At 35.5% G+C, this 12,161-nt stretch carries 11 protein-coding genes; 7 read left to right on the top strand and 4 right to left on the bottom strand.

Annotated features, from left to right (window positions below; translation table 11 throughout):
- Positions 1-137: 137 nt before the first annotated feature.
- From RTL21_RS13145 to RTL21_RS13135, 3 genes are all read right to left on the bottom strand, one after another.
- On the bottom strand, positions 138-1,427 hold the full coding sequence (locus tag RTL21_RS13145; protein WP_312096339.1) for an NCS2 family permease: 1,290 nt from the start codon (positions 1,425-1,427) through the stop codon (positions 138-140).
- 300 nt (positions 1,428-1,727) lie between these two features.
- Positions 1,728-3,239, bottom strand: coding sequence for a coproporphyrinogen III oxidase (locus RTL21_RS13140; RefSeq protein WP_312096338.1), 1,512 nt, complete (start codon positions 3,237-3,239; stop codon positions 1,728-1,730).
- Between the two features lie 171 nt (positions 3,240-3,410).
- Entirely contained in the window at positions 3,411-4,277 is an 867-nt protein-coding gene (locus RTL21_RS13135) for a Cof-type HAD-IIB family hydrolase (protein ID WP_312096337.1), read from the bottom strand.
- 499 nt (positions 4,278-4,776) lie between these two features.
- On the opposite strand from RTL21_RS13135, the gene RTL21_RS13130 reads away from it, so the two are divergent.
- Positions 4,777-4,980, top strand: a complete 204-nt coding sequence (locus RTL21_RS13130; protein ID WP_016201934.1) for an alpha/beta-type small acid-soluble spore protein — start codon at positions 4,777-4,779, stop codon at positions 4,978-4,980.
- A 147-nt stretch (positions 4,981-5,127) separates the two neighbouring features.
- Here the strand turns inward: RTL21_RS13130 and RTL21_RS13125 are convergent, their stop codons facing one another.
- Positions 5,128-5,484, bottom strand: coding sequence for a YlbF/YmcA family competence regulator (locus RTL21_RS13125; protein WP_312096336.1), 357 nt, complete (start codon positions 5,482-5,484; stop codon positions 5,128-5,130).
- Positions 5,485-5,749: 265 nt separating this feature from the next.
- Between RTL21_RS13125 and RTL21_RS13120 the strand changes: the two genes are divergently transcribed.
- The 6 genes from RTL21_RS13120 (at position 5,750) to RTL21_RS13095 (ending at position 12,094) form a co-directional block, all read left to right on the top strand.
- The gene (locus RTL21_RS13120) at positions 5,750-7,138 is read left to right on the top strand and encodes a YheC/YheD family endospore coat-associated protein (RefSeq protein WP_312096335.1); all 1,389 of its coding nucleotides are present in this window, start codon (positions 5,750-5,752) and stop codon (positions 7,136-7,138) included.
- The gene (locus tag RTL21_RS13115) at positions 7,131-8,234 is read left to right on the top strand and encodes a YheC/YheD family endospore coat-associated protein (RefSeq protein WP_312096334.1); all 1,104 of its coding nucleotides are present in this window, start codon (positions 7,131-7,133) and stop codon (positions 8,232-8,234) included. Before RTL21_RS13120 ends, RTL21_RS13115 begins: the two co-directional genes overlap by 8 nt.
- Complete coding sequence (locus RTL21_RS13110; protein ID WP_312096333.1) at positions 8,197-9,561, top strand: YheC/YheD family endospore coat-associated protein; 1,365 nt, start codon at positions 8,197-8,199, stop codon at positions 9,559-9,561. The genes RTL21_RS13115 and RTL21_RS13110 overlap by 38 nt, the downstream gene beginning before the upstream one ends.
- Positions 9,558-10,754, top strand: a complete 1,197-nt coding sequence (locus tag RTL21_RS13105; RefSeq protein ID WP_312096332.1) for a YheC/YheD family endospore coat-associated protein — start codon at positions 9,558-9,560, stop codon at positions 10,752-10,754. Before RTL21_RS13110 ends, RTL21_RS13105 begins: the two co-directional genes overlap by 4 nt.
- A 32-nt stretch (positions 10,755-10,786) precedes the next feature.
- Positions 10,787-10,963, top strand: coding sequence for a hypothetical protein (locus RTL21_RS13100; protein ID WP_312096331.1), 177 nt, complete (start codon positions 10,787-10,789; stop codon positions 10,961-10,963).
- Between the two features lie 228 nt (positions 10,964-11,191).
- The gene (locus tag RTL21_RS13095) at positions 11,192-12,094 is read left to right on the top strand and encodes a PucR family transcriptional regulator (protein ID WP_312096330.1); all 903 of its coding nucleotides are present in this window, start codon (positions 11,192-11,194) and stop codon (positions 12,092-12,094) included.
- Positions 12,095-12,161 lie beyond the last annotated feature (67 nt).

The raw sequence follows: 12,161 nt of genomic DNA, 5'->3' as shown, positions 1-12,161 counted from the left end.
AAATGAAGCAGCTATAGAAATTGAAGCAAGTAACTGTCTGGAGTACAATGGAACAGATTTGTGCTAACACTTAAATTCCTAAAGTAAAAAAGCTGCCGATCTTCTCCATCGAGTAAAATCAGCAGCTTCTATTCCTATTAATGTGGTAAGAAAACTAATTGGTAAAGGAATAAAACAGCAAACACATATACTAATGGATGAACTGTTTTGCCTTTCCCTTTTACTAGTTTTAACAATGGATAAGAGATAAAGCCAAGTGCTATTCCTGTTGCAATACTTGATGTTAGTGGCATGCTTAGAATAACTAGAAACGCTGGAAAAGCTTCATCAAACTCCGACCATTTCACATCACTTATTGCCCCCATCATCAGGCTCCCTACGATAATCAATGCAGGAGCTGTAATAGCAGATAAACCAGAAATACTACTAACTAACGGAGCAAAAAAGGCAGATAGAATAAATAATACAGAAACAGTTACACCAGTTAACCCAGTACGTCCTCCTGCTGCGACACCTGAAGTAGATTCGATAAATGCAGTTGTTGGGCTTGTCCCAAACAGCGCCCCTACAGATGTTCCAAGTGAATCAGCAAGTAGTGCCTGTCTTGCTTTAGGCAATTTATTGTTTTTCATTAGACCTGCTTGCTCTGCTACACCAACCATTGTTCCCGTCGTATCAAAAATCGTTACCAATAAGAAAGAAAAAACGACGGCATATAGCCCATGTTGAATGACATCGCCAAACGCAGTAAATGGATTACTGATAATAAGCCCTTCTGGCAAATGTGGTGTTGCCATGATGCCATTGTCAAAAGATAAGAATCCAGTGAAATAAGCGATAATGCTTGTTGCAATCATCCCTATGAATAAAGCTCCTTTTACATTCAAGCTAAACAGAATGATTGTGATGGCTAAACCGACAAGTGCTAGGATAACGGTAGGAGACTTAAGATCACCTAATCCTACAAGATTTTCTGGATTATCCACAATAATTCCTGTTTGTCTTAATCCAATAAAAGCGATAAACAAGCCAATTCCCGCTGTAATACCATGCTTTAGATTTTCAGGAATCGCAAGAATCAATTTTTCTCTAAAAGGCGTTAATGATAGTATCACAAAGATAATACCTGCAACAAATACTGCTGATAGAGCAACTGTATAATCTACGTTATTATTTCCAACCACAGAAAAGGCGTTTAAGCCCATTCCTGGTGCAATTGCAATTGGATAATTTGCAAAAAGAGCCATCCATAATGTTCCTACAACTGCTGCGATGATTGTCGCAAGAAATACTTGATCAAACGGAATTCCCGCCTTTGATAAAATATCCGGATTGACAACTACTATATAAACCATTGTTAAAAAAGTAGTAAATCCAGCCATTAACTCCGTTTTCACGGTAGTATTATTTTGCTTTAAGTTAAACATGAAAAAACCCTCCAAAAAACGAACATTTAAAAACAACATTTACTATGTTATTCGTTTTTAATACAAAAAGCAACTGTTTTTGTCGATAAAGTTTTTGTCGATTTAGTGAAAAGCATTTATTAGTTTTGCACAACTATTTCTTTTCCATACAAATTAATGACTCGAGAGCATAAAAAAATCTACCAGACCGCGTATTGATGCTAGTAGATTTTTCAATTTGTAGTCTTCATTAGATTGTGTTTTCAATATCATTCCTTGATTTCTGCCGGAGTCAAGCGCCCTCCGATACAATCAACATTTTTATTTTGTGGCCTCTAACGAAAAATGTTCGTCTAACAAGACGATTTTTTTATCCGTATATTCCTCAAAGCTTTCATTATACGTTTTAGGATGCTTTGGATTTGAGAATTGTGTAATCTTCCCTGTTACCGGGTGAATAAATTTACTAGATGCACCACAACCAAGACCAATGACTGTCTGCAATTCTTCCATCATCATAATATTGTAGATGCTTTCTTGATTTTTCTTCGAATAGCCTACATTCTCTAAATTGCCAAGGATATTTTTCTGACGATACAGATAGTATGGAACGTAGTCGTGATATTCTGTCCAATCCTCTGCCATCTTCATCATTTCCTGAATCTCATCTCTATCTGCAACCTTATATCTTGATTTATTACGAGTCATTTCGGACGCGCGTTTAAAGGAAAGCGTATGAACAGTTAAAGACTCTGGCATTAATTCTTCTGTTTTATCAAGAGAATATTTAAACTCCTCCACACCCTCACCAGGAAGCCCGATGATTAAATCCATATTAATATTATTCATCCCATGTTGACGAGCTAGATGGTACTTTTCAATCGTTTCTTCCACCGTATGATGTCTACCAATAGCTTTCAATGTTTGTTGCGTATACGATTGTGGATTAATACTAATTCGGTCAATATTCCATTTCTTTAGAACTTCCAGTTTTTCTGGCGTAATGGTATCAGGTCTTCCTGCTTCGACCGTTACTTCGCGAATGTTTTCTACATTTGGAAAAGAAGTATACACACGCTCATAAAGCATGTCCATTTCTTCTGCAGTAATACTAGTTGGTGTACCACCGCCATAGTATACAGTTGTTATATTAATGTTTTTCTCCTTCAGCCATTCGCCAATCTTCTCTATTTCATAATGAAGCCCGCCTAAAAAGGAGGAAACAGAGCCTTGACGGCCATTAATTGCGTAAGCAGGAAATGTACAATACGCACATTTAGTCGGACAAAATGGGATTCCAATATAGATGCTTACTTCCTTTTTTAAATCATATAAATCTGGAATCACTGCTAATTGCCGATCGATAATTTTCTGCATTAAATTAATTTTTTCATCTGACATCAAATATTCTGCATGCAGAGCTTGATGTGCTTCTTCCGTTGGTGTTTGATTTTGCATATGACGATGAAGAAGCTTAGTCGGACGTATACCTGTTAGTATTCCCCATTTTTGTACCATTCCCGTATATTCCTGCAGCATCAGTAAATAACTTTTAGAAATGGCTGTTTTCTGTTGCTTAAATACCTCTTTTTCTGTCAAGTTACCGAGATGAGCGATACTATCAAATGAGGTTGCTACATCTAACTCCGCAAGCGTCCCTTTTACAATAAATTCTTCTCCAGCTATGCCTGTTTCGAAACGGACATGTAAATCTGCCTTTTCCTCGTCTTCGCTAAATAGAATCTTTGTATCTTCAAAAAACAAATTACCTATATGCTCTAATGGTCTTATATAACGTTCATCCGTTAACCCTTGTATATATATTACTTTCATAATAATTTTTCAACTCACCTTTATTCTAAAATAATGCTTCCTTTTCCAATTATACTTTAGTCTACAAAAAGTAACTAGAAAGGTCAAAAAACTTTATTCTTTTATTTATAAATGAAAATAAAAAGGAGAAGTCCACTGATGACTTCTCCACTGTAAAAGTATAAATAATAGCTATTTAATAATATTCATCTTCCGTAAAAATTCAATTGGTTGCTGTTTGCGGAAATGTTCTTTTACCATATAAGCTACTCCGTCTTGATTGTTAGACCTAGTTACCCAGTCTGCAGCGATTTTCAACTGATTTGGGGCATTCCCCATTGCTACACCAAGACCAACTGCTTCAATTATTTCTAAATCATCCATGCCATCACCTATGGCAACCATTTCACTACTCTTTATTCCAAGTGATTCTCCCAAATAAAGCAATCCGTTAAGCTTTGACACCCCGGCTGGTAGAATATCCAATCTTAATTCATTATGTTGAACTACATGGATATCGTCAAACATCTTTTCGAGCACTTCTTTTGCATCCTGACAGTCTTTTTTTTCTTCAAAATACACTTCCATTTTAGGCGGACTAACAGGTTCTTCTAATAAAACATCACTTAACACATCGACAAATTGGTGGGAATAAAACACAGGATCTCCAGAAGACAAGACTGTTTTTGCAAGCATATTATGATGTAGCTTTGATTTATTAGCCAGTGAGAATTTTTCATGTACTAAACGAATTTGGCAAATGAAACCTTCTAAAAATCGGACAATATCTGAAGTAAGCTCCTCTGCAATTCGTTTAACAAATAGAGTTTCATCCTCATTATTGGAAACCAAGGCTCCTTCATGTGCAACGATATGACTATCCAATTTTAATGCTCTTGCTACCTTTTTAGCAGATGGTAAACTCCTTGCTGTTACAAGGGTCACATAAATTCCCTTTTGTTGTACATATTCAACCGCTTCTTTCGTTGATTTTGTTAAGCGCCCATTTGATTGAAGGAGAGTACCATCGATATTTAAAGCTAATAAGCGATAAATCATAAAATCCCCCATTTCTTCGATGTAGATGTATTGTCTTTATATATCATTTATGTGAGAAACAAGCATATTAGAACTTTTGAGGGAAGATTAACAGAAGATGCAGTGATTTATTGTGGTAATTTCGAAAAGGTTAATGTTGTTTTTATGCAGTTACCGTAAAAACAGATACGTTCCATTGCACTCCAGAAAGTTGCTTTCCGCGGGGAGGAAGCTAAGCCTCGGCTTCGCCTGTGGGGTCTAAAGCGTCCTCTCTTTCCCGCAGGAGTCAACTTTCTTCCACTCCATTCCACTCTCGATTTTAAATTAATTTTCATAGCTACTACAACTTTTCCAAAAATTGATTTCTTTTATGGATTTATAAGCGCTGAGTAAATCTTTCACAGCAAAATAAATTCCCTATGGAAAAAATTGCTTTTTACTTTTTTGCATAAAATGCGTCATTTTTTTTAAAATAATAAACGTAACACAAATTAAATCACTCAAGGAGGAAACATTCATCATGGCAAATAACAATTCATCAAATCAATTATTAGTTCCAGGAGTATCTCAAGCATTGGATCAAATGAAATATGAAATTGCATCAGAGTTTGGAGTAAACCTTGGAGCTGAAACTACTGCACGTGCTAACGGATCCGTTGGTGGCGAAATCACTAAAAGATTAGTTCAAATGGCTGAACAACAACTTGGTGGAAGCAAATTTTAATTGAAACAAATTATTTTAATTAAATAGATATGGCTTCAGGAGGATGGCAAAATGCCATCCTCCTATATTTATAAGAATAAGTAAACTGTCTACCCTCAAAACTCAAAAAAACTCCACTATTTTTTAAATAGCAGAGTTTCTTTTCTTTTACTGTTGTTGAGCTGGTCCATATAGTTCTTCTAGTGGCTTCATGATAATTTGATTTAATTCACCAATAAGTACGCTCATGCGTTGTTCTGCGTTCATTAACTTTGAAATACCTTCATGTTGTTGAACAAGTGCCACAGTTTTTTGTGCTTGTTCTACTTCTTCTTGTGTAATTTCTTGACCAGACATTTGCTTTTGCTGAAGCTGTAATTGAATATTACGGAAATTATCAAACATCGCTTTCGCGGTAGGATCTCCATTTACCGTATCATACATTTTCTTCAATTCTGTATATTCATCACTTTGACGAATCGCTTTCTCTAATTCATTTGCAGGATCATGTACATTTACTGCCATTAAAAACAACTCCTTTATTTAACAATTGTCTCCACTATAACAAACTATGCTTCATAATACCAGAAATACCTCTATTTCAGAAATAGAGGTATAACACATCAATTCTACTGAACTTCATCAGCTAGAGGCTGATGCCCATCAATAGGGGAAAACTTTTTTCAAAGTTATCACAACTTTACTGTTCTTTCATACGATATATCAGCACCAAAATAGGCGAATATCAGTATTGCCTCTTCCTAACTTGAAACACAAATGGGGAATCTGGATGACACTTAAATTTTTACAATTATTTAAAAAAGACAATTTCCAAGAGAATTTAGAAGGATTGTCTATTGCTATCAGTCCCTCTTTGCTTATATTTTTAAATATAGATTTGAATGATCCTGTGTATGTATGTCTAGCTAAAATGAATGTTCAAGTTGCTGTTGAAATACATTCTCTCGAAAAGCAAGATATTGTTTTTAGTCCTGAATTAGAAAAGACTTTGCTGCTCCCTAAGGAAATAGAGACCTTTCTTATTCCCTATTTTAATAACAATCAAATTCTCCATTTAGGGCCAGTTATCGGTATATTAACAGAGATCAACGATAATAAGGAAGAGATAACCTTTCCAGCTATTCAACATTTATGCAAGGAATTAGCGGAAGAATTAACTCAAATAGGGGGATTCTTTTATCTTTTTGGGCTCCAAAGTTTTCAAGAAGATACCATCCATGGCTATTTTTTTGAAAATAATACTTGGACTAAACATCTCTTTCCCTATCCGAATGTTATTTATAATCGTCTTCATTCTCGAAAAGCAGAAGCAAGTTCCACTTTTGTAAACCTTAAAAACAGGCTTAAAGAAAAAGAGGTCCCTATTTTCAACAGCAGGTTTTTCTCAAAAGATGAAACGCATCAACTGCTAACCAAAAATTCGAGTATGAATGTTCATTTACCATTCACACAGCAAGTGACTTATCAAGGATTTATCTCGATGCTAAAAAACTTTCCGCTTCTATATATAAAACCAGTTCACGGAAGCCAAGGAAGAAATATCATTCATATTGAAACCTTAGACCATCACTTTATCGCAACCATTTCTTCTGGAAAAAAGAAAGGAAAAAGTCAGTTATTTACAGACGAAAAAAAACTATGGAGATGGCTAGAAGGATATACCAAGAGAAGAAGCTATATCTGTCAGCAAGGTATTGATTTTCAAAAATGGCATGGTCGCTCTCTTGACTTTCGTATACTTTGCCATAAAAACTATCTTGGAAACTGGACCATTACCTCCACTGTAGCAAGGATCGCTCAAAAAAATGCAATCGTCGCAAATCTTGCCCAAGGTGCAGAGATGAAGCCTGCAAAAGTTCTTTTAAATGACTTGCTAAACGCAGAACAAGCATCACAGAAATTAGAAGAGTTAAAAGCATTAGCTTTAGAGATAGCAAATATCCTCAGCGAAAATACAGATGGATACTTAGGCGAATTAGGAATCGATATTGGAATGGATAAACAAGGACATCTATGGATTATAGAAGTAAATTCTAAACCTTCTAAGAAATTAGAGGAACTTATTGAAAAAACAAGGCCATCAACGAAAGCTTTGCTTGAATATTTTATTGCACTTTCCTTTTCCCCTTGTTTAAAGGAGCTAACAGAAGATGAATAATTTTGGGATTATGTCATTATCCTTAGATCATGAAAACAATTACATTCACCAAATGGCAAAATACGGACACAATTATGGTTTTACCATCTATCACTTTGTTCCATCCACCTACCATCCCTTTACACATACAGTAAAAGGGAAAGAATATATGCCAGATTCAGACACTTGGATAGAATCAGAATTCCCAGTTCCTTCTATGTTATATGATCGTTGTTTTTATCATGATGATTCTCATTCTATCCAATGCAAAAATATTATTCAATGGCTTAAAAAACAACCCAATATTACCTTCATCGGCAATGGATTGCCAAATAAATGGCAGCTCTATCAAGTTTTGCGCGAATCAAAGCTTGCTGCATATATCCCAGAAACATTCCTCCTACAATCAGCAAATCAAGTGAATTTTCAGAACTTAAATCCCGTTATTATAAAGCCGATAAACGGTTCCCAAGGAATTGGGCTCTATTTTATCATGAAACAAAAAGAAGGAATATTGGTTAGAACCGATAAAAAAGAAAAAACAGTAGAAAAGCTGTTTTCTGATCGGTTGACTTTTAATAAATGGCTTAATCAGCTTTTAAAACGAAATGCCTATTTAATGCAGGCCTATCTTCCTCTTTCCAACAAAGAGGAACAACCATTTGATATTCGTGCTTTTCTACAAAAAAACACGAAAGAAAAATGGGAGGTTATTGAAAAAGGAGTACGCGTGGGAGAAAAAGGAAGGATTATTTCTAATTTAAGTGCTGGTGCATCAATCGTTGCCTTTGATGATTGGTTTCCCTCCGTGCCTGTTAAATGGAAAGCCTTTCTTAAACAGGAAATGGAGGAGATATTCTCTCTCCTACCATCTATCTTAGAAGATTCCTTCTCTGCTTTATTTGAAATCGGCGTAGATATCGGCATCACCCAGAATGGATCCTTATGGATTCTTGACGTTAATTCAAAGCCAGGTAGAAAAGTAATCATGACAGCGTATCCTCATCTATGTGAAAAACTCTATAAAGCTCCTATCCTTTATGCTGCTAAGCTAGCTGACGATAAAAGGAGGAATCTAGATGAAAAAGCTATATCCCATCGAAATAATCACCGATAGTGAAAATACAGTATACTTACCAACTGACTTTGAAGCAAACCCACCATTAAAAAGGCTTGCTTTTGGAGCACTCAGCAAAGACGCAACCATTAAAAAGCATCCTAAACCAAGAAATACCGTGGGTATAAGTTCTGACCTTTTTAAAGACTTGCTTTTCCCATCATCCACTTCTACTGTACATTTGTTTATAGAGGAAGAAACCTTATATGCAGGCCCACTAGTAGGAATTTTCACATCTGGTTTTTCAACGATTAAAGTGCGCCCAATAGGAGATCGATCCATCCTATTTTCCAAGCTTCTTTCTGTGCAAAAAACAGTTGGTGTCATCGCCTTCCTGTTTGGAGAACAGCATATTAATTGGGAAACAGGAACAATTAATGGACTATTTTATGAGGATGGCTGGAAATCGGTCAAAGTCCCTTTTCCGAACGTTGTTTATGACCGTATACCAAATCGCAGAATTGAAAATCTAAACAAAATTCAAGCAGTGAAAAAACGATTACAAAAGGAATATTCCATTCCTTGGTATAATCCAGGCTTCTTTAATAAATTGGATATTTATGAACGGCTTCTGCAGGATGATGGCATTTCTGATTATTTACCGGAAACCCATGCCCTCACTAATTTTTCTGTCATCGAAAGAATGCTCTCAAACTTTGGCAATGTGTATATTAAACCCAAAAACGGGAGTCTTGGAAAGGGGATCTACCAGCTATTATATGATAAAAAGGATGGCTATTATTATACCCGCTTCAAAGATATAGACCAAGGCAATCGGTTGATGAAATTCGATCATCTAGAAGCACTAATTAACCATTTATTCGAAAACCAGAACTTATCTCATTATATTGTTCAACAAGGCATTCACTTAATACGATCGGAAAAAAAATCAGTAGATTTTAGAGTCCATACAAATAAAAATAAAGATGGCCATTGGGAAATGACTGCTATTGCCGCAAAAATTGCTGGAGCAGGAAGTGTGACCACACATCTTAACAATGGTGGCACGGTTAAAACAATCGAAGAATTGGAGGATACCGATCTTACTAGTGAAGAAATGATAAATAAACTTACCAAAGCATCCTTACAAATAAGTAAAGCACTGGAAAAGCAAATGGAAGGATTTATCGGTGAAATCGGCTTTGACTTAGGATTGGATCGGAAAGGTCGTGTATGGCTATTTGAAGCAAACGCTAAGCCTGGAAGAAGCATCTTTAAACATCCATCACTAAGAAAATTCGATCTAGAAACCCGACGAAAATCACTAGAATACGCAGTCTATCTGATGGAACAAAACATTCATAGTCTTGAGGATATCTATCAATGAATATTTATTATGATTCCGAAAAAGAATGCTGGTATACCGCTTCAACAGACAATTACTTTTTTGGGTCATCTAAAAAACGCTTATCCACCGATAAGCCCCATTCCGATCATATCGCTTTTCCTATTGTCCAACACGAAAATAAGATTGGTCCATTAATTGGCATTATGATTGCAAGAAACAAGCATAATAAAATAATAGGGAATGGTGAGCTCTTTAAGCGGCTTCAGAAACAATTACAGCAATATATAGGAGGGATTATCATTATCTTTCCTCCAGATAATTTACAAAAAGACCAACTAACCGGGTATATTTTTTGCTCTACTCGAAACAAATGGATAAAAGCTATTACACCATTGCCAAACATTGTTTATAATCGGGTGCCATTTCGAAAGACAGAAAAGCAAGATGTCTTCCAAACTGCAGTATCTTTCCTAAAAGAAAAAGGAATTCCGTTCTTTAATTCTTCCTTTATTAATAAATGGGATCTTTATGAGCTCTTCAGTGAGTATCCTATGTTAAGCGAGCATTTACCAAAAACATCACTCTTAGAGGAAAAAGAGAATTTCGTTGCATTTTTCCTTGCCTATAAAAACATCTACTTAAAACCAGCCGAGGGCTTCAAGGGGAAAAATATTTACCGCATAAGGCGAGAAAATGAGCATTCCATAAGCATAAGCACGACAGAGGATACCGCTTTTTTCTCTACTCTGGATGAACTATGGAATCAATATCATCAAGAATGGCTCGATAAGAACTATCTAATCCAAGAAGAAATTGATGGAGCATTATATAATGGAAGCCGCTATGATTTTCGCCTGCTAGTTACTTTTGAAGAAAATCGCCATGTCCTAACAGGAGTTGGAGTAAGACAATCTAATCAACAAGATGTAACGACTCATATTCCATCAGGTGGAAAAATGCTTGCCTATCAAGACGTGCAACAGAAGGAGCATGATCTTTTTTTCGAAAAACTAGTCAACCATTGTGGAGGAGTGTTAACCAAAAAATATGGTTTCATTGGTGAGTTTTCGATTGATGCATGTGTAGACAAAAAAGGCAATTATTATCTTTTTGAGATTAATGCTAAACCGATGTTATTTGATGAGGACGAGATTGAGGAGAAAAGATGCCAGCAACTAATAAAGCTCTTTTATAAAATGACGAATTTTCCCTTCAAGAATAAAACGGATTAGATAACCCATCCTATATTATAGGAGGGATTATCATGAAAAAAGCAAAAAAAGATCTTGAATATAACGGCAGAGACGAAGCCTATTTAGATATCGACCGTATGATTAATGAAGGATTAGCTGGCGGTACTGTTATTAATAGAGAAGATTATACCAATATCGAGGAAGCAAGAGAGCTACCCGAAGAAGAACCTCCTCATTTAGAAGAATAGATGTGTATACCCCATTATTTAGCTATATGACTATTTAATGGGGTTTATTTTTAGTTTTATCAGTCATCACTCTTACGATATCAGCCAATCCTTTCGTTTATCAGCCAAAACTCTTACGATATCAGCCAATCCTTTCGTTTATCAGCCAAACTTACTTGCCCCCCTTCTATAAAAAGTTATAAAATAAAATTATGAAAATGTTTTTACTATTTCGGAGGGACCCATCAATTGAAGCATAAATTATTAGCCTATTATAAACATAGCTTGGAGCAATCAATGCCTCCAACCCCAGCACAGCTTTCTGCCTATTATTGGTTCAAGATTGATTTTCAGGATGATTGGATTGGTATTCCAAAACAAGAATTGGATGAATCACAGCTTGAATTATTAAAAGCATGCTATGATTTTTTTCAGCCTGATGAAACATTAACAAAAGAAGACTATGCTTGGAATCAATATCTTTATTTCAACGGTGATCAGCCTTCTTTCAAAAACATTGAAGCATTGCGTTTCATACAGTTTCAAATTAAAGGAGATACAACTTCCCTTGAGAAAAAATTAATTGAGTCTGCTTTTGAGGGTTTTATTCATGCAAATAGTCTTATTATATGGAATGGCTTCAATGAAGGCGTAGTAATTGAGCAAAACGCTCACTATCTAGAAGACGAAGATTTTATTGCCCTTGCGCAAGCATTACAATCCGATTTCTTTTTTTCTATCTGTTTTTATATTGGAAAAGAAATGAAGCTAAGCAGTCCTATCCCAACCATTTTCGGACAAGAAAGAAACTTATTCTCAAGAGGCTTAGCATTTATGCCGAAATCAAATGTGCTTAGTTTAGAAACGATTCTTCCTAACCTCTTAATCAGCCGTCTAAGAGAAGACGAACTAGAATTATTTAAAGAATGGTTTTCTCTGTTTGAGGAAGATAAAGAGCTTCTGCTTACAATTAAAACATTTATTGAAAACAATGGACATGCAACCAATACGGCTAAACAATTATTTATTCACCGCAATACATTACAGTACCGACTTGATAAGTTTACAGAAAAAACTGGTTTTGACTTAAAGAATTATCATAGCTATATCACTACTTATCTTGCTTGCTTATACTATACAAGTGGCAAATAGCCCTCTAAAAAGCTAAAGTGTACCCTTTGTAAAGGACATTTTATAAAAAGCCTATGATACCATAAGA

The sequence above is a fragment of the Niallia sp. genome, from assembly GCF_031978665.1.
GTDB lineage: Bacteria > Bacillota > Bacilli > Bacillales > Cytobacillaceae > Niallia.
This window is presented reverse-complemented; position numbering and strand designations above follow the sequence as displayed.

What these genes read in the sequence shown, in the direction of transcription:
- RTL21_RS13115 (WP_312096334.1), top strand. Translation starts at nt 7,131, where the DNA reads ATGAATAATTTTGGGATTATGTCATTATCCTTAGATCATGAAAACAAT.
- RTL21_RS13130 (WP_016201934.1), top strand. Translation starts at nt 4,777, where the DNA reads ATGGCAAATAACAATTCATCAAATCAATTATTAGTTCCAGGAGTATCT.
- RTL21_RS13145 (WP_312096339.1), bottom strand. Translation starts at nt 1,427, where the DNA reads ATGTTTAACTTAAAGCAAAATAATACTACCGTGAAAACGGAGTTAATG.
- RTL21_RS13100 (WP_312096331.1), top strand. Translation starts at nt 10,787, where the DNA reads ATGAAAAAAGCAAAAAAAGATCTTGAATATAACGGCAGAGACGAAGCC.
- RTL21_RS13120 (WP_312096335.1), top strand. Translation starts at nt 5,750, where the DNA reads ATGACACTTAAATTTTTACAATTATTTAAAAAAGACAATTTCCAAGAG.
- RTL21_RS13110 (WP_312096333.1), top strand. Translation starts at nt 8,197, where the DNA reads ATGAAAAAGCTATATCCCATCGAAATAATCACCGATAGTGAAAATACA.
- RTL21_RS13140 (WP_312096338.1), bottom strand. Translation starts at nt 3,239, where the DNA reads ATGAAAGTAATATATATACAAGGGTTAACGGATGAACGTTATATAAGA.
- RTL21_RS13105 (WP_312096332.1), top strand. Translation starts at nt 9,558, where the DNA reads ATGAATATTTATTATGATTCCGAAAAAGAATGCTGGTATACCGCTTCA.
- RTL21_RS13125 (WP_312096336.1), bottom strand. Translation starts at nt 5,484, where the DNA reads ATGGCAGTAAATGTACATGATCCTGCAAATGAATTAGAGAAAGCGATT.
- RTL21_RS13135 (WP_312096337.1), bottom strand. Translation starts at nt 4,277, where the DNA reads ATGATTTATCGCTTATTAGCTTTAAATATCGATGGTACTCTCCTTCAA.